The following is a 24,158-nucleotide window of genomic DNA, read 5'->3' as shown; positions in this document are numbered from 1 at the left end:
ACGGTACGGAGTAGCCTCGCGGCCATGCATGCGATCACGATCCCCGAACCCGGTGGCCCCGAGGCGCTCGTGTGGGCCGAGGTGCCCGATCCCGTCCCCGGCGAGGGCGAGGTCCTCGTCGACGTCGTCTCCAGCGCGGTCAACCGTGCGGATGTGCTCCAGCGGCAGGGCTTCTACAACCCGCCGCCCGGCGCCTCCCCCTATCCGGGTCTGGAGTGCGCGGGCCGGATCTCCGCCATCGGCCCCGGTGTCACCGGCTGGTCGGTCGGCGACGAGGTGTGCGCGCTGCTGGCCGGCGGCGGTTACGCGGAGAAGGTCGCCGTACCCGCCGGGCAGCTGCTCCCCGTACCGGCCGGGCTGGACCTCGTCCTCGCCGCGGCGCTTCCCGAGGTGACCGCGACCGTCTGGTCCAACGTGTTCATGGTGGCCCATCTGCGCCCCGCAGAGACCCTGTTGGTGCACGGCGGGTCCAGCGGCATCGGCACGATGGCGATCCAGCTCGCCAAGGCGGTCGGCGCCCGGGTCGCGGTGACCGCGGGCGGACCCGAGAAGCTGGCCCGCTGCGCGGAACTCGGTGCCGACATCCTGATCGACTACCGGGAGCAGGACTTCGTCGAGGAGCTCGGCAGGGCGACGGACGGGGCGGGCGCCGACGTCATCCTCGACATCATCGGTGCGAAGTACCTGGACCGGAACGTGCAGGCGCTCGCCGTCAACGGCAGGCTCGCGATCATCGGTCTCCAGGGCGGCGCCAAGGGCGAACTCAACCTGGGCGCCCTGCTGACCAAGCGGGCCGCCGTCACGGCGACCTCGCTGCGCGGCCGCCCGCTCGCCGAGAAGGCCGCGATCGTCGCGGCCGTGCGCGAACACGTCTGGCCGCTCATCGCCGATGGCGTCGTGCGGCCGGTGGTGGACCGCACGCTGCCGATGCAGGACGCGGCCGAGGCGCACCGGGTGATGGAGTCCAGCACCCACATCGGCAAGGTGCTCCTCCGCTCGCCCGCAGCGGCCTGAGCCACCCGACCCGAACCCGAAGAACCCGGCACCCAAAAGGCCGAACCCGAAGGCCCGAGAACCCGAAGGCCCGAGAGCCCGAAGAGCCCGGCACACGAAGATCGTGTGCCGGGCTCTTCGGGCGTTCTGGCAGATGGGTACGGGTGGAGGGGTGTACGGGACCGGGGTTACAGGTACGGGCCCGATCGGATCGCCCCGTGCGGGTCGCCGCCGCCTTCCTCCTCCTCGTGGCCACTGCCGGGAGGCAGGGCACGGCGCATCTGCTCCAGTTGCGCGCGGGCCGCCATCTGCTGGGCGAACAGCGCCGTCTGGATGCCGTGGAAGAGGCCCTCCAGCCAGCCCACCAACTGGGCCTGCGCGATCCGGAGTTCCGCCTCTGAGGGAACCGACTCCTCGGTGAACGGCAGGGAGAGCCGCTCCAGTTCCTCCACCAGCTCCGGCGCGAGGCCGTCCTCCAGCTCCTTGACCGAGCTGGTGTGGATCTCCTTCAGGCGTACGCGGCTCGCCTCGTCGAGGGGCGCCGCCCTGACCTCCTCCAGGAGCTGCTTGATCATGCTGCCGATGCGCATGACCTTCGCGGGCTGTTCGACCATCTCCGTCACCGGGACCTCGCGCGACTCGTCGTCAGTGCCACCGCCGCCGATCGCCATTCCGTCCTGTCCCACCACGAGGACTTGGGGGTGCTCCTGCGACCGTTCATTCCTCGGCATCTCCATGTCGTCCATTGTCTCGCACACCTGCCGGACAGCACTGTGGTGCCCCCGGAAAGGTGTGATCCACCCTTTCCGAGGGCACCGGAACCACTGCGAAGCAGCCGGTCAGCCCGCTGAGCGGGCCGGCCGCCCGGTCATCCGGCGCGCCGCGACAGCGACAGCCGGGAGCGGGTGAACACCGCCGCCAGCAACCCGGCCAGCAGCGGGACGACCACGGCCAGCAGCCCGATGGTCGCCCAGGGCAGCACGATCGGGGTGTACGCCGACTCCATCGGATCCAGCCGCATCTCCTTCAGCGCGATGCGCAGGTCGATCAGGCGCAGCGCCACCGCGGGCAGCAACCCCGCGGCCGTGCCGAGCAGTACCCCGGTGAGCGCCACCACCAGGCACTGGAACCCGGACAGCCTCCGCCGCACCCCCGGGGGCGCGCCCACCGCGCTGAGCGTGGTGAGGTCGGCCTCCGCGTCGGCCTTGGAGAGCCCGGTGGTGATGGCGGCCGCGCCCATGGTCACCACTCCGGCGAAGAGCGTCAGCACCAGCAGCATGATGTCCTCGCGGTCTCTGGATTCGCTTCCGGACTGCAGATAGACGTTCCCGCCGGCCTGCTCGATCGCGCCCTGGATCCGCTGCTGCTCGGCGTCCGTAGGAGGGTGGGAGACGGCGTACACCGTGCCGTACTTCGCGGTGTGCAGGCCGAGCCGCTGGGCGCTCTTCTCCGGCATGATCATGCGGATTCCGGGCGTCTCGGCGTACTTCGCGTCCGCGACGTACACCTTCACCCGGTCCGTCGTCGTCCTGGCCGGTCCCGGATGCCGGGCGCGGTTCTTCTTGTCCTTGTCGCTGTACTGGTGGACCGCCTTGACCGTGACCTGGCCGTCCTTCGCGTACGCCCGGTTGAGCAGCACGGGGATGCCCGCCTCCAGCGCCTTGGCCGCGGCCGGGTCGTCGAGCTTCACGTACGTCTTCAGCAGCGACGCGTCGCCCACGACGATGTTGCTCTCCCCGCCGTTGAAGGTGTTGATGGTGTAGCGCTCGTCCACGCACCGGGGGGAGTGCATCATCCCGCGGTGCTCGGCGTCGCTCAGCCGTACGGCGAGCTCCTTGGCACCCTTGCTGTTGAGCGGGCAGGTGTGCTCCTTGCCGGTGGGCTTGACCAGGCTCAGCTTGCCGCAGCTGTCCTCGTCGTCGTAGTACGTGTCGCAGTCGCTGCCCGCCCAGACCCGGGAGATCCCGGCGGGTCCGCCGGTGGGCTTCATGTTCCGTTCCACGGCCGCCTGTGCCAGCGGGAGCTGCCCGGGTGCCGCGTTGCCCTCGTTGTCCATGGTGTACAGCACGACCGCGTTCGGGCTGAGCATCGGCGAGTAGTCGTACTCTCCCTCGGCCGCCTGGCTGGACATGTACGTGGCGATGGCCACCGAGCCCGCGACCGCGGCCATGACCGCCGCGACCGCCGGAGCGGTTCGTCCGCGGTTGCGGGCCGCGTCGCGCAGCGCCATCCGGGGCGAGAGCGGCAGGGTGCGGCCGAGCCGGCCGAGCAGCCCGACGATCACCGGGATGCAGCAGAGGAGCCCCAGCTCGGCGACCACCGAGCCGGCGGCGACCTCGGTGGAGTTGCCGGTGGTGCCGCCCAGGACGGCGATCGCGATGCCGAGGCCCATGACGCAGGCGCCCACGATCGGCAGCACCCGGGAGCCGCGCCGGACACCGCGGTGCCCGGTGAGCGACTCCAGTACGGACTGACGGCCCGCCACGATCGCCGGGGCCAAGGCCGCCAGCACCCCGGTGACCAGCCCGACAGCGGCGATGACCAGCAGTTCCTTCGGATTCAGGGCGAGCGAGCCGAAGCGGTTTCCGGCCCGGTCCTCGATCAGCGGCCGGAACACCGCCGTCAGCGCCAGCCCGGCCACCACCCCCACCACGGCTCCGACGCCGCCCAGCACCAGTCCGCCGGAGAGGACCACGGCCCGTACATGGCGCCGGTCCCCGCCGCAGGTGCCGACGAGGCCGAGCTGACGGCGCGAGCGGCGCGCACCGACGGCGAAGGCCGGTCCGGCGAGCAGCACGACCTCCAGGACCGCCATGGCGACGACCGTGACGAGGGCCGCACTGAGCTCATTGGAGTTCTCGGACGGGTAGTTGTTGGTGCCCCGCTTCCGGATCAGCGGGACCTCGGAGTCCGGCGGCGGGTCGAGGACGACCTGACGGGAGGCGACGAGGGCGCCCTTCTTGTTGGCCGCCATGACGTCCGGCCAGCTGACACCCTTTCCGTTGTTCGCCTTCACCAGCCAGGTCAGGTCGCCGGCGTTCGGCGGCAGCACCTTCTTGTCGCGGGCGGCGGTCGTCTTCCACGGGGCGATGACCGCGCCCGGGTCGGCGTACAGCACCTTGGCCGCCAGGTTGTCCGGCAGCTCGACCGCGCCGGTGATGGTGTACTTCTGCTCCGGCCCGCGCACGGTGATGTGCGAACCGACGTGCAGCCCGGTCGACTTCAGGAACGGCTCGGTGGCGACGATGTCGCCCGTGCCCTTGGGGAACGATCCGTCGACGAGGTCCACCTTGCCGCGCGCCAGCGGGTCCGCGGTCCGGAACTCGATGATGTCCGCGTTCGCGACGCCGTACCCGGTGGTGACGCTCGCGGGCACGGACTGGATGCTGATGCCGCGCGCACCCTCGGGGAACGCGGTGCGCAGGTCGAGTGCGGGAACGTCCTCGGGCGACGCAGCGGTGTCGCTGAGGGGGCTGTAGTCGTCCCCGGAGACCGACTGGTCCATGGGACCGGACTGCGGGTCGCTGAACAGCGCGTCGGCCGAGCCCATCTGAGCCGTCAGCTTCTCGGCGGTGGTGAGCTCCACACTGCGGTACGTCACGTCGAGCGCGGTGACCCCGAGTACGGGTACGGCGATCATCGCGACCACCAGCGCGCTGCGGCCCTTGGCGCGCAGGGCGTCGCGCCGGGCTATCCGGAGGGCGGCGCGCCACCCCGTGAAAACGCTCACTCGGTGCTCCCGGCGGCGAGCAGCGAATCGGCGCCGACGCTCAGCGTCTGGTCGACGATCGAGCCGTCCCGCAGGAAGACGACCCGGTCCGCCCAGGCGGCGTAGCGCGGTTCGTGCGTCACCATCACACCGGCCGCGCCCTGGTCGCAGCGGTTGCGCAGCAGCGCGAGGACGGCCTCGCCGGTCTCGGAGTCGAGCGCCCCGGTCGGTTCGTCGGCGAGCACCAGGCGCCGGTCCCCCACCAGCGCGCGGGCTATCGCGACGCGCTGCTGCTGGCCGCCGGACATCTCGTCCGGGAAGCGGTCCCCGATCTCCAGGAGGTTCATCTCCTCCAGGGCGGCACGGGCCTCCTTGCGCGCTTTGCGCACCGGGATGCCGTCGAGCTCACGCGGCAGGGCGACGTTCTCGGCGGCGGTCAGGGCGGGGATCAGGTTGTAGTCCTGGAAGACGTAGCCGACGCTGCGGCGGCGCAGCGCGGCCACGCCCTTGCGGCCGAGCGAGGAGATGTCCTGGCCCTCGATGACGACGTGGCCCGAGGTCGCGGTGTCGAGGCCGCCGGCGATCGTCAGCAGGGTGGACTTGCCAGAGCCGGAAGGGCCCATCACGGCGACGAGCTCACCGGCGTGGACCGACAGGTTGATGCCGCGCAGGGCGTGTACCTCGGCGATGCCCGTGCCGTGCGTGCGGGTGAGTGAGCGGAGTTCGAGCACCGGCGCATCCACCGACAGGGGCGGGGCGGCTGGGGACGGGGCGTGCGGTGACATGACGGGTGGTTCCCCCTAGGAACGGTTCTGTGGTCGGTGTCGCGGTGTCGCGGTGTCGCGGTGTCGCGGTGTTGCGGTGTCGCGGTGCAGGCCAAGCGGCCGAGCGGCCGAGCGGCCAAGCGGCCGAGTGGCCGAGCGGCCTAGTGGCCGGGATCCGGGCCGTGGCCTCAGCGGTGTGGGGCCGCCGGGCAGCGGCTCAGCGGCGTGCGCGGGCTCGTGCGGTACGTGCGGGGCCGGGCGTGGCCGCCGGGGTTTCCGGCTCGGTGGCGGCGGCCTCGGCGAGACGGACCAGCCGGGACTCGCAGTGGTCCAGCCAGCGGGCCTCCGCCTCGGCCTGGAAGATCAGCTGTTCCAGTACGAGCAGCCAGGCGACCTCGTCGCGGTTGGCGGGCTCGTCGGCGAGGGCCTGGGCCTTCAGGCGCGTGTAGTCCTGCATGGCCTTGACGGTGTGGTGGCGCTGGGACTGGATGACGGCCCGGATGTCCACGCCCGGGGCGCCGACGGCCATGGCGAGCTTGATGGCCAGCTCGTCGCGGGGCGGACTGCTGCGGTCGACGGGGGTCTCGAACCAGGTGCGCAGCTCGGCGCGCCCCTCGTCGCTGATCGAGTACAGGGAGTGCCCCTGGTCGTCCTCGCCGTCCTGGGCGACCAGGCCGTCCCGCTCCAGTCTGCCCAGCGTCGTGTACACCTGCCCGACGTTGAGGGGCCAGGTGGAGCCGGTGCGGGACTCGAATTCGGTGCGGAGCTGGGAGCCGTAGCGCGGCCCCCGTTCCAGGAGGGCGAGCAGCCCGTGGCGGATCGACATACTGAGTATGTATACCGAGTATGTTGTCGGGCGCAAGTTCCGTGACCTGGTACGGAGGGGCTGAACCGGTCCGGGTGCGGCGGTCAGTCGGTTCGGCGCATCCGCAGCGCGAGGAAGCCGACACCCAGCCCGACCAGGGAGATTCCCACGCCGAGCGACATCTCCTGGACCTGGCGTACGGCCGGTCCGTCGAGGGCCTGCCGCGCGAGCCGGCCGGTCTCGGGCGAGGTGCTCGCGTCAGGGGTGACGGCCGGTACCGCGGCGGGGCCCGTCGCGGTGGACTCCTCGTCGTCGGCGTCCGATTCGGCGGCGTCGTCCGCCCGCGCGATCTCCTGGGGCGTCAGCTGTCGCCCGGGGCGCTGCCGTCCCTCCCCGGTGAGCAGTCCGGCCAACGGCGACTGCCCGTCCCCCGGCCGCGGCGGTCCGTCGCTCGGTGAGGGCGATCCGGAGGCGTCGGACGAGGAGCCCGCGTGGGCGGACGGTGGGGGCGCGGGCGGTGCGGGCGTGGCCGAGGGGCCTGCGGTCGCGCCGGGTCCGTCCGTCGTGGAGGGGCCGGCCGACGGCGGCACGGTGGGGGTGGCGGACGGCGTCACGCCGGACGGAGGGCCGGCGGGGGAGCCGGACGGGCCGGGTGGGTGCGCGGAAGGCTCCGCGCTCGCCGCCGTACGCGGTCCCGCGGCCGCCTCGCCGCCCGTCACGGCCCCCAGGGTCGCGGCTGCCGTCAGCACGAGGCAGGCCACGCACCGTGAGGGCCGCGAGGAGAGGTGTCCTGAAGCCATGTGGTCAGCGTCACATGTGACGGTCCGTCCGGCATCTCGGGTGATCCGCGTCCGCTACCGGAGCGCGAGCCCCGTGGCGCCGGGCCGCCCCCCAGCGCCGGGTCACTGGCCGGATAGCCGGATAGCCGGATGGGCGGATGGGCGGATGGGCGGATGGCGGCATAGCCGGATGGCGGCATGGCCGCATGCCGATTACATACGGAAACTAGGCCGGATCGCCGGTGGAGACCTTCAGCTCGAAGTGTGCTCCGACCTTCGAGATGGCAGTTCCGGACGTCGGGAACTGGTCGACGACCTGGTCCTCCGCGTACGCGTTCCCCGGCTCCTTGATGATCTTGATGGTCCAGCCCGCCGCGTCCGCGCACGCCCGCGCGGAAAGGATGTCCTTGTAGATGAACCGGGGGGCGTCGACCTTGTTCGGGTCGTCGGAGTTCTCCATCGCGTCCGTGCACTTGTCGGTGTCCATCGTCCGGTTCCGCTCCGGACCGCGGTGCTCACCGGCCGGGGACTCGCTCGACGAGGCGTCGGCGTCCTTGCCCGGGTCGCCCTTCATCGAGAGGACCGTGATCAGACCGCCGATCGCTATCAGCGCCACCACGATCGAGCCCACGATCACCGGAACGTTTCGCCTGGAGCCGCCGCCCGAAGAGGGGGACGTCTGCTGCGGCGAGACCGAGTACGGCGGCGGGGTCTGCTGCTGCATCGGCGACATCGGCGCCTGGCTCTGGTAGGCCGGGGCCGACTGGGGGTAGCCGTACGACGGGGCCGGCGTCGGCGGACCGTAGGGGCCGGGCTGCTGCTGCGACTGGTACGGGCCGGGCTGGTACGGCGTCTGGACGTGCTGCGGAGCCGGGGCGGACTGGTCGACCGGCGGGAAGACCGCGGAGCCGACGCCGGAGCCGCTGTTCGCCGGGGCGCCGGTGCCGCCGATGATCACCGGGGCGCCCGTCTGGCCGCTCGCGCTGAGCACCCGCGTGATCTCGTCCTGCATGGCCGCGGCGCTCGGGAAGCGCTCGTTCGGGTTCTTCTTCAGCGCACGGGCGACGAGCGCGTCCATCGCCGGGGTGATCGACCGGTTGATGCTGGACGGCGCGACCGGTTCCTCCTGCACATGCGCGTACGCGATGGCGAGGGGCGAGTCGGCGTCGAACGGGATGCGGCCGGTCAGCAGCTGGAACAGCATGATGCCGACCGAGTACAGGTCGGAGCGGGCGTCGACCCCGCGGCCCAGGGCCTGCTCGGGGGAGAGGTACTGCGGGGTGCCGACGACCATGCCGGTCTGCGTCATCGACGTGACACCGGACTGCATGGCGCGGGCGATCCCGAAGTCCATGACCTTCACGATGCCGCGCTTGGTCACCATGACGTTGCCCGGCTTGATGTCGCGGTGGACCAGGCCCATTTCGTGGCTGGTGTCCAGGGCGGCCAGCACATCGGCCGTCACCTTGAGCGCCTTGTCGGCGGGCATCGCGCCGTGGGCGCGGATGTCCGACTGGAGCACGGAGCCGAGCGGCTGCCCCTCCACGTACTCCATGACGATGTACGGCATCAGCGCGCCACCGAGCTCGTCCTCGCCGGTGTCGAAGACGGAGACGATGTTGGTGTGCTGGAGCTTCGCGACCGCCTGGGCCTCGCGCCGGAACCGCTCGCGGAAGGACTGCTCGCGTCCGAGTTCCGTATGGAGCGTCTTGATGGCGACCTGCCGGTCGAGCGCGGAGTCGTACGCCAGATATACGGACGCCATCCCGCCTTCGCCGAGCAGGTCACGCAGCTGGTAGCGGCCGCCGGCGACCGAACCGCCCGCGTAGCGACCCTGGGCCCCTTGTGCGCCGTCCTGGCTCATGACTTACTTCCCCCTCGGGCGCGCTGCTCGCGCGAAGATCCGTATGAGCGCCAAGTCTGCCCGAGGGGTCCGACACGTCAAGCCGGGTGCCCGTTCCGTGACCCTACGCACAAGAAGCGTCTCGGAAGCGTTACAGGACCCGCATGTAATTTGCGTGTGCGGCTCGTCAGCCGGTTGGATGGCCGGTCCCTCTCGAAATCGGTGTGTCCGACGAAGGCTGTAGCGTGACGTGGCAATGCAGCAAGGGGCTTTCGTGCGGACCGGGCCGAACCCGGCATGATCCGAACGGAAGGGCCCAAGGCACCGTGAGAACCCGCGGACGCGCGGACAGAAACGACGGCGAGGACTGATGGCACCCGAACCCGAAGCAAACGGCGGCGGAGTTCCGGATGGCACCGACTCCTGGGGCATCGGCGGTGTTGTCGGCGACGGGCGTTACCGGCTGACCCACCGGCTCGGCCGGGGAGGCATGGCCGAGGTGTTCGCGGCCGAGGACGTCCGGCTCGGACGTACGGTCGCCGTGAAGCTGCTGCGCTCCGATCTCGCCGAGGACCCGGTCTCCAAGGCCCGGTTCACGCGTGAGGCGCAGTCGGTCGCAGGGCTCAACCACCATGCGGTCGTGGCGGTGTACGACTCCGGCGAGGACACCGTGGCCGGGCAGACCGTCCCGTACATCGTGATGGAGCTCGTCGAGGGCCACACCATCCGCGACCTGCTGCTCAACGCCGAGCCCCCGCCTCCGGAGCAGGCGCTGATCATTGTCTCCGGGGTACTTGAGGCGCTCGCCTACTCGCACCAGCACGGGATCGTGCACCGGGACATCAAGCCCGCCAACGTGATCATCACGCACTCCGGCGCGGTCAAGGTGATGGACTTCGGCATCGCCCGTGCGCTGCACGGCGCGCAGTCGACGATGACCCAGACCGGCATGGTCATGGGGACGCCGCAGTACCTCTCCCCCGAGCAGGCGCTGGGCAAGGCCGTCGACCACCGCTCCGACCTGTACGCCACCGGCTGCCTGCTGTACGAACTCCTGGCGCTGCGGCCCCCGTTCACGGGTGAGACGCCGCTCTCCGTCGTGTACCAGCACGTTCAGGACATTCCGGTCCCGCCGTCGGAGGTCTCCGACGCGGTGCCCGCGGAGCTGGACGGGCTTGTCATGCGCTCGCTCGCGAAGGACCCGGACGACCGGTTCCAGAGCGCGGAGGAGATGCGCGGGCTCGTCCAGTACAGCCTGCAGATGCTCCAGGTCCAGGGCGGCCACACCGGTACGTGGAACACCGGCCCGGTCGTGATGCACGAGGGCGGTGCCACCCCGCCCCGGGGCATGACCGGCGCCACCCGTGCGATGGGGCACCCGCAGCACGGGGACACCTCGCAGGGGCCGATCCTGCCGCCGATGAACCCCGACGACGGCGGATACGACGGCGGCGGCGGCCGGGCGGGCGGCGGCGGTGGCCGCGGCAAGCTGTGGCTGTTCGTCGTGCTGGCACTGATCGCGATCGGCGCGGGCATCGCCATCGCGGTGAACGCGTCGAAGGGCGGCGGCGAGAAGCCGAAGGACAAGCCGACGTCGACGTCGAGTTCGTCCTCCCCGACGAAGAGTTCGCCCCCGCCGACCGAGGAACAGACCGAGGACACCCAGCTGCCGGGCAACTCCACCGGCAATCAGCAGGAGACGCCGCCGAGGCACTCGTACAGCCCGTCGGTCACCCCGAGCAAGACCGAGGAGACCCCCACGCCGAGCCCGACGGACACGGCCCCGGGCACCACGACGGACGGCGGCACGAGCACTGACACGGGCGGCAACGAGACCGACGGCGGCACGGGCAACGAATCGGGCGGCGGCACGACACCCGACGGCGGCGCCAACGGCGACACGAGCGGGACGACGCCGGCCGGCGGAGCGGCCGGAGAGCCGGGCGGCACCGCGGAGGGTGCCAGCACCGGCACCGCCGCGGGCACGGTGGGCACCGGCCAGTGAGCCGGCACCGCACCCCGTAACCCACCCGTCCTCACTCCGTGAAGGCCTCGCACACCGCGTCGTACTCACGGGTCCACCACACCGCCAGGGCCGACACCGCAGGGAACTGCGGGTCGGCCCTTCGGTCGTTCAGGCAGTAGCGCCAGCGCAGTATCCAGAAGTCGTTGAGCCGTTCCCACCACACCCGGTGCACCGCGGCGGCCAGTTCGGCGGCCCCGGCCCCGGCAGCCCGCCGGTAGGCGCGGGCGTACGCCCGCACCTTCACCAGCTCCAGTTCACCGGCCGGCTGGACGAAGAAGATCGCGGCGGCCCGTACCGCCTCCTCCGCGCGGGGCTGCACGGCGAGGCGGTCCCAGTCGAGGATCGCCACCGGGTCGGCGTCCCGGTAGAGCACGTTCAGCGGGTGGAAGTCGCCGTGCACCCAGCCGGTCGCCGGGACCCCGGGGGTGGGCGGCCGGCGGCCCGCGTGCTGGTCCAGCAGGGTGCGCCGCTCCAGGAGCCGGTGCTCGGCCAGTTCGTCGAAGGAGTCCCGGGGCCGCCGGCCGCGCGCCGCGACCAGCAGCTCGTCGATCAGCGCGAAGGTGTCGGCGGGGTCGGGGCTCGCATGGCCGGTGGGTCTGCCCGCGGCCCCCGCGCCCGTCTCCATCACCTGCTCAAGACCGGTGTGTACGGCTCCGAGGAGCGCCCCGAGCCGCACCGACTGGTCCACGGTGAGCTGGGCGCCTGCCCGGTGCAGTCCGTCGACCCAGGGGTGCAGGGCGTAGCAGCGGCCGCCGATCTCGGTGACGGTGCCACCCTCGTTGTCCTCGATGGGTGGGGCGACGGGGACCCCGAGTGACTGGAGCCGTTGGGTGGCACGGTGCTGGCGGACGATCGTGGCGCGGTCGCCGGTGGTGTCGTCCAGGTGGTGCTTGAGGAAGTAGGAACCGCGGGTGGTGGAGACCCGGTATCCGTGGTTGAGCAGGCCTTGGTCCAGGGGTTCGCAGGTGAGCGGTTCACCTGTGTGCGGGTAGCGGCGGAGCACCTCGCCGACCGGGGGAACAGGCGGGAGGGTTACAGATGAGCGCGGCACCCGCCAGATGTTAGATCACGCTGTGTCGGGCATCCTGACGAGTTGCGTGGAAGTCCAGAGTGTGCACGCTGACGAAATGCGGGTCGAGCCGGAGGAAGGCCGGGGTGAAGGGTTCCCCGTTCACCTCGACGGGGGCCGGACCGAAGAGTTCCCGCTCGGCGCAGGCCGGCTCGACCACCTCCGCGGGCCCGGTGAACTGCACGGACCACAGGTCGCGGCTGCCCGCGGAGGTGGCCGCGTTGAAGTTGTCCGCCCCGTACGCGACGACCGTGCCGTCGCACGCGTCGTGGTAGCCGAGGCCGCTGTGCATCCGCAGGACGACCCGTCCGTCGATCACCACATGGCGGGCCACCGTGAGGAACGGAAGGGCCCTCATGCTCGTCGCCAGCCGGCCGTAGGGGACCCGGCCGAGCAGGTCGATTGCGTGGAGTTCTTCCTCGGTGGACATGACCTCCACTGTGCGTCACCGAGGGGCACCGGATAAGAGGCCGCGGCCCCGGGCGCCGCGGGACCAAAGTCCCGAGTCTGTCCGGGGCCGCGGCCCTTTCTGTGTGGATTCAGCGCTTTTCGGCCTGGAGCCGTGCCACATACGCGGCGGCCTGCGAGCGGCGCTCCATACCGAGTTTGGAGAGCAGGCTGGAGACGTAATTCTTGATCGTCTTCTCCGCGAGATGTAGCCGTTCCCCGATCACCCGGTTCGTCAGCCCCTCACCGATCAGATCCAGGATCTTGCGTTCCTGTTCCGTGAGGCCCGCGAGTTTGTCGTCGCCGCGGCCTCTCTTGCCGTCGCGCAGCCGCTCCAGCACCCGCGCGGTGGCCACCGGGTCGAGCAGCGACTTCCCCGCCGCCACGTCCCGTACGGCGTTCAGCAGCTCGTTGCCCCGGATCGCCTTGAGCACGTATCCGGAGGCGCCCGCCATGATCGCGTCGAACAGTGCCTCGTCATCGGCGTACGAGGTGAGCATCAGGCAGTTGATGGACTCGTCCCGCGACCGGATCTCCCGGCAGACCTCCACCCCGCTGCCGTCCGGCAGGCGTACGTCGAGGACGGCGACATCGGGCCGGGTCGCGGGAATGCGGACGAGCGCGTCCTCCGCCGTACCGGCCTCGCCGACCACCTCGATATCGTCCTCCACCGAGAGCAGCTCATGGACTCCGCGGCGGACGACTTCATGGTCATCCAGCAGAAAAACCGTGATTTTTCCTTCTTTGCTCACAAACGCAGTCTCACACACTCACCCCTTCCCTGCCGCTGTCCGGCGGGATAACGTGCCGTTGTTCCGGCTGCCTGCAAGGCTGCTACCAGTGCTGTGACCAGCGAGAGTTCCCGAATTCTTCGATTTACTTGGATATCCAAGCAAAATCGCAGGTCAGATAGGGTTTCGCAGTTACGCGAGGCACTGGGTAACGTGCCTTACAACAGGGCGCTCGCCGGGGCACCTGTCACGCCTGTTCCCGGACCGAGCGGCACCCACCCCGTGCACGGGTACGGACACAGGCGAGCCGCACTGGTCTCCCGGCAGACCCCGGGGGCCGGACCGACGGAGGAGCACGCACGTGACCGTGGAGAGCACTGCTGCCGCGCGTAAACCGCGACGCAGCAGCAAGCGGACCAGCGCCGCGAAGACGCCCGCGAAGACGCCACAGGGTTCCGGACCCGAACTCGTACAGCTGCTGACGCCCGAGGGCGAGCGCGTCGAGCACCCGGACTACTCGATCGACCTGACCGCGGAAGAGCTGCGCGGCCTGTACCGGGACATGGTCCTGACCCGCCGCTTCGACGCCGAGGCCACCGCCCTCCAGCGCCAGGGCGAGCTGGGCCTGTGGGCCTCGCTGCTGGGCCAGGAGGCCGCGCAGATCGGCTCCGGCCGGGCCCTGCGGGACGACGACTACGTCTTCCCGACCTACCGCGAGCACGGTGTGGCCTGGTGCCGGGGCGTCGACCCGACCAACCTGCTCGGGATGTTCCGCGGTGTGAACCACGGCGGCTGGGACCCGAACACCAACAACTTCCACCTGTACACGATCGTCATCGGCTCGCAGACCCTGCACGCCACCGGCTACGCCATGGGCGTCGCCAAGGACGGCGCGGACTCGGCCGTGATCGCGTACTTCGGTGACGGTGCCTCCAGCCAGGGCGATGTCGCGGAGGCGTTCACGTTCTCCGCGGTCTACAACGCCCCGGTCGTGTTCTTCTGCCAGAACAACCAGTGGGCGATCTCCGAGCCGACCGAGAAGCAGACCAGGGTGCCGCTCTACCAGCGCGCCCAGGGCTTCGGCTTCCCCGGCGTCCGGGTCGACGGCAACGACGTACTGGCCTGCCTGGCCGTCACCCGTTCCGCCCTGGAGCGCGCCCGCCGCGGCGAGGGCCCCACCCTCGTGGAGGCGTTCACCTACCGGATGGGCGCCCACACCACCTCCGACGACCCGACGAAGTACCGGGCCGACGAGGAGCGCGTCTCCTGGGAGGCGAAGGACCCGATCCTGCGCCTGCGCACGTACCTGGAGAAGGTGGGCGCCGCCGACGAGGCGTTCTTCACCGGCCTGGACGAGGAGAGCGAAGTCCTCGGCAAGCGGGTGCGGGAAGCGGTACGGGCCATGCCCGACCCGGACCGGCTGGCGATCTTCGACCACGCCTACGCCGACGGGAGCGCCCTCGTCGACGAGGAGCGCGCCCAGTTCGCCGCCTACCAGGCGTCGTTCGCCGAGGAGGGCAAGTAGCCATGGCCACGCAGAAGATGTCCATCGCGAAGGCGCTCAACGAGTCGCTGCGCAAGGCCCTCGACACCGACCCCAAGGTCCTCATCATGGGTGAGGACGTCGGAAAGCTGGGCGGGGTCTTCCGGATCACCGACGGCCTCCAGAAGGACTTCGGCGAGGGCCGCGTCATCGACACCCCGCTCGCGGAGTCCGGCATCGTCGGTACGGCGATCGGCCTGGCGCTGCGCGGTTACCGGCCGGTCGTGGAGATCCAGTTCGACGGCTTCGTCTTCCCCGCGTACGACCAGATCGTCACGCAGCTCGCGAAGATGCACGCCCGCTCGCTCGGCAAGATCAAGCTGCCGGTCGTCGTGCGGATTCCGTACGGCGGCGGCATCGGCGCGGTGGAGCACCACAGCGAGTCGCCCGAGGCGCTCTTCGCGCACGTCGCGGGCCTGAAGGTGGTCTCCCCGTCCAACGCGTCGGACGCCTACTGGATGATGCAGCAGGCCGTCCAGAGCGACGACCCGATCATCTTCTTCGAGCCGAAGCGCCGCTACTGGGACAAGGGTGAGCTCGACACCGAGTCCATCCCCGGCGGTCTGCACCGCGCCTCCGTCGCCCGCACCGGCACGGACCTCACGCTGGTCGCGTACGGCCCGATGGTGAAGGTCTGCCTGGAGGCCGCCGCGGCCGCCCAGGAGGAGGGCAAGTCGATCGAGGTCGTGGACCTGCGCTCGATGTCCCCGATCGACTTCGACGCCATCCAGACGTCGGTCGAGAAGACCCGCCGGCTCGTCGTGGTGCACGAGGCGCCGGTGTTCTACGGCTCCGGCGCGGAGATCGCCGCCCGGATCACCGAGCGCTGCTTCTACCACCTGGAAGCACCCGTGCTGAGGGTCGGCGGCTACCACGTCCCGTACCCGCCGGCCCGGCTGGAGGACGAGTACCTGCCGGGTCTCGACCGTGTGCTCGACGCCGTCGACCGCTCGCTGGCGTACTGAGGACTGGGGCGTGACAACGATGACCGACACTTCCAACGCTGCTCGCTTCCGTGAGTTCAAGATGCCCGACGTGGGCGAGGGACTGACCGAGGCCGAGATCCTCAAGTGGTTCGTCAAGCCGGGCGACACCGTCACCGACGGCCAGGTCGTCTGCGAGGTCGAGACGGCGAAGGCGGCCGTCGAGCTGCCGATCCCGTTCGACGGGGTGGTGCACGAGCTGCGCTTCGGCGAGGGCACGACCGTCGACGTCGGCGAGGTGATCATCGCGGTGGACGTGGCGCCCGGCAGCGCTGACGAGGCCCCGGCTGCGGCTCCGGTTCCGGCTTCGGCTTCGGTCGAGCCGGCCGCCGCGCCCGCCGCCGAGCCGGAGGCCGAGGCCCCGAAGGGCCGTACGCCGGTCCTGGTCGGCTACGGCGTGGCCGAGTCCTCCACGAAGCGGCGCGCCCGCAAGGGCACGGAGGCGGCGCCCGCCGCCGCGTCCGCCGCGATCCAGGGCGAGATGAACGGGCAGGGCACCGCCGCCGTACCCGAGACCCGGCCGCTCGCGAAGCCTCCGGTACGGAAGCTGGCGAAGGACCTGGGCATCGACCTGGCGACGGTCGTCCCGACCGGCGAGGGCGGCGTCGTCACCCGCGAGGACGTGCACGCGGCGGCGGCACCGGAGCAGGCCCCGGCCCCCGCGCCGGTGCAGGCCCCGGCCGCTGCCCCGGCCCCCGCCCCGGCCCCCGCCCCGGCCCCGGCCGTGGTCGCGTCGATGGGTGCGCGGGAGACACGTATCCCCGTCAAGGGTGTGCGGAAGGCCATCGCACAGGCGATGGTCGGCAGCGCGTTCACGGCACCGCACGTGACCGAGTTCGTGACGGTCGACGTGACGCGCACGATGAAGCTGGTCGCGGAGCTCAAGGAGGACAAGGAGATGGCGGGGGTGCGGGTCAACCCGCTCCTGATCATCGCCAAGGCGCTCCTGGTCGCGATCAAGCGGCACCCCGAGGTCAACGCCGCCTGGGACGAGGCCAACCAGGAGATCGTGCAGAAGCACTACGTGAACCTGGGCATCGCGGCCGCGACCCCGCGCGGACTGATCGTGCCGAACATCAAGGACGCGCACGAGCAGACCCTCCCGCAACTGGCCGCGTCCCTGGGCGAGCTGGTCTCCACGGCTCGCGAGGGCAAGACGTCCCCGGCGGCGATGGCGGGCGGCACGGTGACCATCACCAACGTCGGCGTCTTCGGCGTCGACACGGGTACGCCGATCCTCAACCCGGGCGAGTCCGCGATCCTCGCAGTCGGCGCGATCAAGCTCCAGCCGTGGGTCCACAAGGGCAAGGTGAAGCCCCGCCAGGTCACCACCCTGGCCCTGTCGTTCGACCACCGTCTGGTCGACGGCGAGCTCGGCTCCAAGGTGCTGGCGGACGTCGCCGCGATCCTGGAACAGCCGAAGCGCCTGATCACCTGGGCGTAGCTGTGTGCGAGGGGCCCGCGCGACGTTCGCGCGGGCCCCTCGGCATGTCCGGCCCCTGCCGCAAAACCAGTTCGGCGAACACGGTCTTGCCGACGGTGCGCGGCTCGACGCCCCAGCGATCGGCGAGCCGGGCGACGATCAGCAGCCCGCGCCCGTAGCAGTCGTCGTCCCCCGCCTCGCGCACCGCCGGCAACCGCTCGCCGCGCGGGTCGCTGACCTCGATGCGGAGGGTGGTGGCGGTGAGGAGGAGGTGCACGCGGAAGAGCCGCCCCCGCACGGAGCCGTGCAGCAGGGCGTTGGTCGCCAACTCGCTCACGAGCAGGGCGACTTCACCTACGTGGTTGGGGTATCCCCACTCGGTGACCAGCCGCACGGCCCGGCGCCGGCAGAGGTGGACGCTGCGCGCGGTGGGCGTGTAGTCGAGTCGGTCCTCCTGGAGGACGGGCTCGGGGGTGGACGCGGGGGCCTTCTCCTGGGCTGCGGTCATGGACGCGTGCCTCTCGGTGAGGGGGCGGTGGCGATGCCGATCCTGAGCAGGGCAGGGCGGTGCACTTCCGCCGGGCGGTGCCGCTGGGTGAGCGGCTTGGTGCCGAACGTAGTGACCGCGCGGAGTGAGGGGCAAGTGAAACGGGGACATTAGTCCCCAATGAGTGAAGGTGGTCGACGCCCGGTCGCGTGGGGCGAGACACTGAGGTGGTGAATCGAGCGACTCCGCAAGGTAATCGAACGTCAACTGTGCTCGGCCGCAGACTTGGTAGCGAGCTGCTGCATCTGCGCGACGCCTCCGGGAAGACACAGCAGCAGGCGGCCCAGGTCATCAGCGCGACCAACTCGAAGATTGTGAAGATGGAGCGGGGATGGGTTCCGATGAGGGACCCGGACATCCGTACTCTCTGCGAGTTCTATGACCTTGAAGACGCGAAGATCGTCGGTCGCCTGCTGGAGGTGGCCCGGCTCGACAGGGAGCGTCGCAAGGCGAAGGGCTGGTGGAACCAGTACCCGGAGCTGCGCTCCTTGGTTGAATACGTCGCACTCGAAGACATCGCGACGGGAATCAGAACCTGGCAAGGGGCCTTCGTGCCCGGACTGCTTCAGACGCCGGACTATGCCAGGGCGCTCGCGGTCGGCAACGCGGAGTGGGACGACCCGGAGGAGATCGAGCGTTTCGTGGAGGCGAAGATCGCCCGTCAGGCGCGTCTGTCGGAAAGCAACCCGCTTGCGCTGTGGGCGATCGTCGCGGAAGGCGCCCTGCGGCAACTGGTGGGCGGTCGTGAAGTGATGCGTACACAACTGGCCCGCCTGGCAGAGGCGGCAGCCGAGCCAAATGTCACGGTGCAGGTTGTCCCCTTTCTCGCAGGCTCACACCCGGGCATGACCAGCGCTTTCAGCGTGGTGTCGTTTGCTGAACCCGGTGCGATGGACGTGGTCTACATGGACACGACGTCGTCTACGCTGTGGCTTGAGAGCGAGACGGACGCCGCGCGTCACAACGTCACGTTCGGTCGTATCGCCAGAAGTGGACTCGCTCCTCGCGATTCCATCGCTCTGATTGGGCGTATTCGCAAGGAGTTGTAGCCGTGCCACACTTCGTGTTCGTCAAGTCCAGCTACAGCAGTGGCAATGGCGAGTGCGTCGAGGTCGCCCGCAACATCCCCCACACCGTCGCCGTCCGCGACTCCAAGCGGCTGGACGGCCCCGTCCTCCTCCTGGCCCCCGCCGCGTGGGACGCCTTCCGGGAGGCCTTGGGGCGGCAGGTGTTCTAACTGCACTGCCCGGGTGTTGACTGGCCCAGCATGGGGGAAAGAGGCAGTAAGTGATGGCGTTTGGGTTCGCCAAATCCAGCAGCAGTGGCAACGGAGCGTGCGTCGAGGTGGCCCGCAACCTTCCCCACATTGTCGCCGTCCGTGACTCCAAGCGGCTGGACGGCTCCGTCCTCCTCGTGGCACCCGCTGCGCGGGACGCCTTGGGGCGGCAGCCGTAGGGGGCAGGCGTTCTGGACGCACGTGCCCGAGTGCTGACCGGCCCAGCATTGACAGAGGGAGCAGCAAATGAAGGCTTTCCGGTTCGTCAAGTCCAGTTACAGCACGCTAGAGCACGACTGCGTCGAGGTGGCCCGCAACATCCCCCACACCGTCGCCGTCCGCGACTCCAAGCGGCTGGACGGCCCTGTTCTCCTCCTGGCCCCCGCCGCGTGGGACGCCTTCCAGGAGGCCTTGGGGCGGCAGCCGTAGGGGGCAGGCGTTCTGACCGCACCTGCTCGGGTGTTGACTGGCCGCGCATTGGGGAAAGGGGCAGTAGAAGAATATATAAGAACGTCTAAAGCTTCGATGCCTGCACTACGGAGTTTGCGCTGGCCCAGATGTTTGATTCCTCCTCGTGGTGGTCACTCGCCCGTCGTGACAAGCAGGCTTATCCGCGCGCTCGCGGAGATCGGCCAGCTGGCCGGCTGGACGGCCTTCGACGCCGCCGATCACGGCCTGGCGCAGCGCTACTTCGCCACGGCGCTGAGAGCCGCGCATCAGGCCAACGACCTGCCCCTGTGTGCCCATATCCTGGGCGACCTCTCCTTCCAGGCAGCGAGCCGAGGACACCCAGCGGACGCAATCGCTCTCGGCGAGGCGGCCCGCCGCGCCAGCGAAGCCGCTCCGCCCGCCGCCCGGGCATCCGTCCTTTCCCGGCTCGCCTACGCGTATGCCGCCGCCGGCCGTGACAACGACTTCGCACATACCCGTGGCTCTGCCCGAGAACTGATCGCAAGTCGGGACGGCAGCCAGGAGGAGCCCCGGTGGATGTACTTCCTGACTGACAACCACCTGGACTGCCAGGCCGGCTACGGCTTCATCCAGATGGGGCGCGCGCGGCAGAAGGCCGACGGCAGCACGAAGGCCCGACGATTCCTCGCGCAGGGGACCGAGATGCTCCGGTCCGGGGCATACGACGTTCCGCGTGGCGATCCCAGCCAACGCAGGGCCATGTTCGAGGGTGCCTGGCTGGCCTTGGGGCACAGCGCTCACGGAGACCTGGAGGCGGCCTGCGAGATCGGACTGATCGCGGCTGACCGCCTTGACGCCGTGCGTTCACCGAGGAGCGCCGCCCTACTGCACCAGCTTGCCGCGGACCTCCGCCGCCGCCAGCGCAACCCACACGTCCGCAGCTTCCTGCCGGTCCTCGAAGACGCCCTCGCCCGGCATACTCCATCCACGCCACCCGGCCGTTAATGTCGAGATCATGAACCCAGGGGAGCGCGTTGTCGTTGTCGGGGCTGGGGTGGCCGGACTGACCACCGCCGTCGTTCTCGCCGAGGCCGGGGCCTTGGTGCGAGTGATCGCCGAGCAGGTGCCCGGTGTCACCTCGCTGGCCGCCGGGGCTATGTGGGGCCCGTACCTGGTGGAGCCGAAGGACAAGGTCGACCGGTGGGGGCAGCGGTCCCTGGAGGTATTCCGGGAGCTGGCCGAGGACCAGGCCACAGGTGTTCGGCTCACCAGCGGCATCGAGGCATCGCGTACGGCCGAGTCTCCACCGGACTGGGCTACGACCCTGCCGGGGTTCCGGCCGTGCGAGCCGACCGAACTTCCGACCGGGTTCACGGCCGGGTATCGGTTCACAGTGCCGCTGATCGACATGCCCGCATATCTCGACTACCTCCTGCACCGGCTGCATGCAGCGGGCGGGACGGTGGAGCAGCGACGCCTGGCCTCGTTCGCGGACGTCGGACCGGCCACCGTGATCGTCAACTGTACGGGCATGGGGGCCCGCGGCCTGGTCCTGGATCCAGAACTGCGGCCGATCCGCGGCCAGCACGTAGTCGTCACCAACCCGGGGCTCACCGAGTTCTTTTCCGAGGACACCGGCACGTCACCGGAACTGCTGTGCTTCTACCCGCATGGAGAGACCGTCGTCCTGGGCGGCACAGCTATCGACGGCGAAGACAACCTCACCCCAGACGACAAGGCAGCGGCTGGCATTCTCGCTCGATGCGCCAAGGTCGAACCCCGCCTCGCCCGCGCCCGCGTCCTGGAGCAACGGATCGGCGCTAGGCCGACCCGGTCCACGGTCCGCGTGGAGGCGGAGCAGGGGGAGGGCGGTGCGCTGGTCGTCCACAACTACGGTCACGGGGGTGCCGGTGTCACTCTGTCGTGGGGGTGCGCCGAGGAGGTTCGGGATTGCTCGCTCTGAACTGACTCTGGGTCTCCGGCTGGTGCACGCGCGGGCACTCGCTGCGAACCGCCACAACGACGAGGCGGCCAGGGCCCTGCTGCGAGCTGAGGACGATCTCTCCAACGCACAGACGGGTTGCTGCCGAGGGCCCTAACCAGCCGCTCAACGCTCCTATGGCGCCGGAAGCACGACTCGGACAAGACCCGCACGCTGCACGACGAGCGCGGACTGCACGGCCGGATCACACACAAAGGCCAGAAGGCGCCGATCCAGGCAAGTCAGCGGTGGCACGTCGAGCGCGCACCCACGCCTGGCAGAACGCCTTCCACCGCCTCGCCCGCTGTTACGAACGCCTGGCCGCCGTCATCGACGCCTTCTTCGACCTCGCCGACACGGTCATCACAATCCGTAGCTTGATCCGTCAGGCATGGACGACTCACCGCTGAGGCGAGCGCCCTGACCGCCGACCATGACCGCACTCCTATCCCCTTGACCTCTTACAGACTCCAACCCGGCGGATCGCGGAAGATGTCAGACAGAGAACGATTTTAAGCGCGCATTGCACGGGCGGAATATTTCACCGAAGGAAAATCAGAATGTTGATTCAGCCCGAGGCTTAGTCATCCGCCACGTTCGCAAGAAAGTTTAGATTTACTTCAATCAGGTGATCAAGTGCTGCTCTGGCAGCGGCCATGCTGCCTATTGCGGACGAAAGGCGATTTCGCTCCTGATTCATTGTGGTCAAAGCTTCCCGGGCTCTGTCCATGTTGGGCTCCGTCATGCAGGGGACCATCTGAGCGATGGTTCTGCTGGACATTCCGGCGGCCAGGAAGCTCTGAACCAGCGCCACCCGCTGGACGTGATCATCGTCGTAACACCGCTGGCCGCTGGGGGACCTTGTGCTGACCAGCAGGCCCTGCTGCTCGTAGTAGCGCAGTGATCGACGGCTTGCTCCTGTCCGGGCGGACAGTTCACCGATCCGCATCTCAACCCCTCGTATGCATTGGGTCACAGCGACTTGCCCTTGACATCGATGTGAGCGTTTAGGTTAACCCTATGGCTCGCGATCCGCCGCCAGGGCATCTGGTTGACGGCCTCTCGCGTACGCGAGCGCGAAAAGGAGAAGTCCGTGATCAAGTTCGCTTTCATGATCAACCGTATCGATGGAATGACATTCGAGGAATTCGTTGAGCATCACCGAAATCGCCACGCCCCGTTGTTCACCTCAATTCCAGAAGCGCGGCAGTACGTGAAGAAGTACACCGTCTCCCACCCGATACCCGCCGAAGGGTATCCGAGCCCCGCCTATGATGGCCTCACTGAAATTTGGTTTGAAAACTGGGCGGATCACGACGCCTTCTTCGCGTCTAAGAATTACAAGGAGTTGGTGAACCCGGACGAGAGCAAGTTCATCGATATGAATTCAGTGGCAGTAATGGTCACTGACGAAAGGGTTGTGGTCTAACCCCCTGGGCGCTTTATGTCGCGGGCGACGCGGCGGGGCATCAACGTGATGGAGGCCCAGTGATCAGGGTTTCGGAGTGCTGGACGGGCCGTGCGTAGTCGCGGGCATGTTGGCGAGCGCGCATGATGCAGGCACAAAAATCTCTCGATGCCCAGGCGGCGGGGTGGACCGACGAATCCGGAGCTGTCCTTGGGGCGGATTCCTTGGGCTTGTCGCGATCACGTATCCGTCGATCGTTCCCCTGACGGTAGCCCTGGTGGCGTGATGGGCCTTCTCCGTATACCTGAGGCTTTGACAGCCCGGTCGTGGCAGCGCAGGCACAGGTATCTCCGATGATCACAGAGCGTCGCAACTCCATGATCGCCAGGATCTGTGCCTGTCTTGCGACTGGGTGCCACCATCACGCCTATCCGCGCGTCCTCGTAGTTGAGGAGTCCGGTCACGGAGCGGTCGGAGTCGCTCGGGTTGCTGATGAGGACCCGTCGGCGACGGCCGCGACGGCGGGTCGTGACCGGCGTCGAGCAGCGGGCGCCTGTCGTGGCCGATGGTCGGTGGGCGGGTGTGCCGAAGCCCGATAGTTGTCACTATCGGCGGACACTGACCTGCGGTTTCGACGCGGCGAAGCACGCTGATTCTCACCAGGCCGGCGCGCTACTTGTCACCAGCAAACGGGTGGGCGCAGGGAGTACACCGAGGACGACCTCTTCTGGATCGGCCTGGTCACGTGCTTCCGCGAGGCCGGCCTCGGCATCGCGGACCTGCGGGGGTTCGTCGCCATCCTGCGCGCCGAACACCCTCCGCAGGACCGAGTCGTCTTCCTCCGCGAGCGCCGTGCCGCCCCGGAGCAGCGGGTGGCAGTGCTGTGCCGGGCCATAGATGTCCTTGACGACAAGATCGCCTATTACAGCTGAGCGCCGGGAGCCCCACACCCAGTTCGCGTCCTGCCCACCACACATTGCCCACGACCCCGAACGCCTCGCTGTCCGGAAGCCGACAACGGCACAACGTCTGCCCCTGACTCAGGCAGGCGGATGGGAGCGCTGAAGACGTCCCCTGCTACCGGGCCCGTGCCGTTCCTCGGCGCCCACGCCGAGGCCTCCGCAGCAGCGCACCCGTCACCTTCGAAATCGGCAGCCGCGACCCCCTCTCGCGCCATCGACAAGGCCGAACATGTTGAGGCTTACGGACAACGAATCGGCGCTGAAAAGGACCCGCGCTGAGGGCAGCGTTCGCGTGTCGGCGCCCTCTGGCATCCGCTGGGCTCTCACCGTCGAGCAGTAGTCGGTGCGGGTCGTCATGGGGGTAACCCCCTGACGGTCCACCAGCCCGCCGGATGGTCCCCTGACCGGCCCGTCGGCGATCGTCGGTCCCCTGGCGCAGATTGCGCACGGGGAGAGGA

22 protein-coding genes and 3 pseudogenes are annotated in these 24,158 nt (G+C 69.6%); 14 read left to right on the top strand and 11 right to left on the bottom strand.

The window, feature by feature from the left end:
• The first annotated feature begins 24 nt into the window (after positions 1–24).
• A complete protein-coding gene (locus ACIO3R_RS22700; RefSeq protein ID WP_402108179.1) occupies positions 25–1,014 on the top strand; it encodes an NAD(P)H-quinone oxidoreductase in 990 nt (329 codons plus the stop codon).
• 167 nt (positions 1,015–1,181) lie between these two features.
• Here ACIO3R_RS22700 and ACIO3R_RS22695 read toward each other — a convergent pair whose 3' ends face one another.
• From ACIO3R_RS22695 to ACIO3R_RS22670, 6 genes are all read right to left on the bottom strand, one after another.
• Complete coding sequence (locus ACIO3R_RS22695; RefSeq protein ID WP_363021052.1) at positions 1,182–1,730, bottom strand: bacterial proteasome activator family protein; 549 nt, start codon at positions 1,728–1,730, stop codon at positions 1,182–1,184.
• A 131-nt stretch (positions 1,731–1,861) separates the two neighbouring features.
• Positions 1,862–4,723, bottom strand: a complete 2,862-nt coding sequence (locus ACIO3R_RS22690; RefSeq protein ID WP_402108176.1) for an FtsX-like permease family protein — start codon at positions 4,721–4,723, stop codon at positions 1,862–1,864.
• Positions 4,720–5,487, bottom strand: coding sequence for an ABC transporter ATP-binding protein (locus ACIO3R_RS22685; protein ID WP_385034823.1), 768 nt, complete (start codon positions 5,485–5,487; stop codon positions 4,720–4,722). Before ACIO3R_RS22685 ends, ACIO3R_RS22690 begins: the two co-directional genes overlap by 4 nt.
• 196 nt (positions 5,488–5,683) lie before the next feature.
• Complete coding sequence (locus ACIO3R_RS22680) at positions 5,684–6,292, bottom strand: PadR family transcriptional regulator (protein WP_385034821.1); 609 nt, start codon at positions 6,290–6,292, stop codon at positions 5,684–5,686.
• An 83-nt stretch (positions 6,293–6,375) separates the two neighbouring features.
• A complete protein-coding gene (locus ACIO3R_RS22675) occupies positions 6,376–7,071 on the bottom strand; it encodes a hypothetical protein (RefSeq protein ID WP_402108173.1) in 696 nt (231 codons plus the stop codon).
• 205 nt (positions 7,072–7,276) lie between these two features.
• Positions 7,277–8,914: a protein kinase domain-containing protein gene (locus tag ACIO3R_RS22670; protein WP_385034817.1), complete on the bottom strand. Its 1,638-nt coding sequence runs from the start codon at positions 8,912–8,914 to the stop codon at positions 7,277–7,279.
• A gap of 349 nt (positions 8,915–9,263) precedes the next feature.
• Between ACIO3R_RS22670 and ACIO3R_RS22665 the strand changes: the two genes are divergently transcribed.
• A complete protein-coding gene (locus ACIO3R_RS22665) occupies positions 9,264–10,898 on the top strand; it encodes a protein kinase (RefSeq protein ID WP_402108169.1) in 1,635 nt (544 codons plus the stop codon).
• A 31-nt stretch (positions 10,899–10,929) separates the two neighbouring features.
• Here the strand turns inward: ACIO3R_RS22665 and ACIO3R_RS22660 are convergent, their stop codons facing one another.
• From ACIO3R_RS22660 to ACIO3R_RS22650, 3 genes are all read right to left on the bottom strand, one after another.
• On the bottom strand, positions 10,930–11,922 hold the full coding sequence (locus ACIO3R_RS22660; RefSeq protein WP_385034829.1) for a phosphotransferase: 993 nt from the start codon (positions 11,920–11,922) through the stop codon (positions 10,930–10,932).
• A 58-nt stretch (positions 11,923–11,980) separates the two neighbouring features.
• Complete coding sequence (locus tag ACIO3R_RS22655; RefSeq protein ID WP_385034813.1) at positions 11,981–12,418, bottom strand: pyridoxamine 5'-phosphate oxidase family protein; 438 nt, start codon at positions 12,416–12,418, stop codon at positions 11,981–11,983.
• Between the two features lie 109 nt (positions 12,419–12,527).
• Positions 12,528–13,187, bottom strand: a complete 660-nt coding sequence (locus tag ACIO3R_RS22650) for a response regulator (RefSeq protein WP_385034811.1) — start codon at positions 13,185–13,187, stop codon at positions 12,528–12,530.
• Between the two features lie 340 nt (positions 13,188–13,527).
• Between ACIO3R_RS22650 and pdhA the strand changes: the two genes are divergently transcribed.
• From pdhA to ACIO3R_RS22635, 3 genes are read left to right on the top strand one after another with little or no spacing between them, the layout of a single operon-like run.
• Positions 13,528–14,691: a pyruvate dehydrogenase (acetyl-transferring) E1 component subunit alpha gene (pdhA, locus tag ACIO3R_RS22645; protein ID WP_385034809.1), complete on the top strand. Its 1,164-nt coding sequence runs from the start codon at positions 13,528–13,530 to the stop codon at positions 14,689–14,691.
• 2 nt (positions 14,692–14,693) lie between these two features.
• Positions 14,694–15,674, top strand: coding sequence for an alpha-ketoacid dehydrogenase subunit beta (locus ACIO3R_RS22640; RefSeq protein ID WP_385034807.1), 981 nt, complete (start codon positions 14,694–14,696; stop codon positions 15,672–15,674).
• Between the two features lie 10 nt (positions 15,675–15,684).
• On the top strand, positions 15,685–17,136 hold the full coding sequence (locus ACIO3R_RS22635; protein WP_402108164.1) for a dihydrolipoamide acetyltransferase family protein: 1,452 nt from the start codon (positions 15,685–15,687) through the stop codon (positions 17,134–17,136).
• On the opposite strand, the gene ACIO3R_RS22630 is transcribed toward ACIO3R_RS22635, so the two are convergent.
• Positions 17,123–17,623, bottom strand: a complete 501-nt coding sequence (locus ACIO3R_RS22630; RefSeq protein WP_402108162.1) for an ATP-binding protein — start codon at positions 17,621–17,623, stop codon at positions 17,123–17,125. The genes ACIO3R_RS22635 and ACIO3R_RS22630 overlap by 14 nt on opposite strands.
• Before the next feature lie 209 nt (positions 17,624–17,832).
• Here ACIO3R_RS22630 and ACIO3R_RS22625 point away from each other — a divergent pair, with 209 nt between their 5' ends.
• The 7 genes and pseudogenes from ACIO3R_RS22625 to ACIO3R_RS22595 all read left to right on the top strand — a co-directional run.
• Positions 17,833–18,711, top strand: a complete 879-nt coding sequence (locus tag ACIO3R_RS22625) for a helix-turn-helix transcriptional regulator (RefSeq protein WP_363021065.1) — start codon at positions 17,833–17,835, stop codon at positions 18,709–18,711.
• 2 nt (positions 18,712–18,713) lie between these two features.
• Positions 18,714–18,899 (top strand): DUF397 domain-containing protein, encoded by a 186-nt coding sequence (locus tag ACIO3R_RS22620; RefSeq protein ID WP_402108159.1) that lies wholly within the window; start codon positions 18,714–18,716, stop codon positions 18,897–18,899.
• A 53-nt stretch (positions 18,900–18,952) separates the two neighbouring features.
• Complete coding sequence (locus tag ACIO3R_RS22615) at positions 18,953–19,117, top strand: DUF397 domain-containing protein (protein WP_402108156.1); 165 nt, start codon at positions 18,953–18,955, stop codon at positions 19,115–19,117.
• A gap of 67 nt (positions 19,118–19,184) precedes the next feature.
• Positions 19,185–19,367 carry a DUF397 domain-containing protein gene (locus tag ACIO3R_RS22610; protein ID WP_402108154.1) on the top strand — a complete coding sequence of 61 codons (183 nt, stop codon included), beginning with the start codon at positions 19,185–19,187 and terminating at the stop codon, positions 19,365–19,367.
• 147 nt (positions 19,368–19,514) lie between these two features.
• A pseudogene (locus tag ACIO3R_RS22605) lies at positions 19,515–20,354 on the top strand (transcriptional regulator); the annotation flags it as partial.
• A 10-nt stretch (positions 20,355–20,364) separates the two neighbouring features.
• Entirely contained in the window at positions 20,365–21,312 is a 948-nt protein-coding gene (locus ACIO3R_RS22600; RefSeq protein ID WP_402108151.1) for an FAD-dependent oxidoreductase, read from the top strand.
• 96 nt (positions 21,313–21,408) lie between these two features.
• Positions 21,409–21,740, top strand: a pseudogene (locus ACIO3R_RS22595) (transposase); the annotation flags it as partial.
• A 170-nt stretch (positions 21,741–21,910) separates the two neighbouring features.
• Here ACIO3R_RS22595 and ACIO3R_RS22590 read toward each other — a convergent pair.
• A complete protein-coding gene (locus tag ACIO3R_RS22590; protein ID WP_402108148.1) occupies positions 21,911–22,279 on the bottom strand; it encodes a MerR family transcriptional regulator in 369 nt (122 codons plus the stop codon).
• A gap of 144 nt (positions 22,280–22,423) precedes the next feature.
• Between ACIO3R_RS22590 and ACIO3R_RS22585 the strand changes: the two genes are divergently transcribed.
• Both ACIO3R_RS22585 and ACIO3R_RS22580 read left to right on the top strand, forming a co-directional pair.
• Positions 22,424–22,759, top strand: a complete 336-nt coding sequence (locus tag ACIO3R_RS22585; RefSeq protein WP_402108145.1) for an EthD domain-containing protein — start codon at positions 22,424–22,426, stop codon at positions 22,757–22,759.
• A gap of 671 nt (positions 22,760–23,430) precedes the next feature.
• Positions 23,431–23,670 (top strand): annotated as a pseudogene (locus ACIO3R_RS22580) (MerR family transcriptional regulator); the annotation flags it as partial.
• Positions 23,671–24,158: the final 488 nt, after the last annotated feature.

The sequence above is a fragment of the Streptomyces sp. NPDC087428 genome (assembly GCF_044744085.1).
GTDB lineage: Bacteria > Actinomycetota > Actinomycetes > Streptomycetales > Streptomycetaceae > Streptomyces.
Note: the sequence above shows the minus strand (reverse complement) of the source record. Positions and strands in the feature narration are given on the sequence as shown.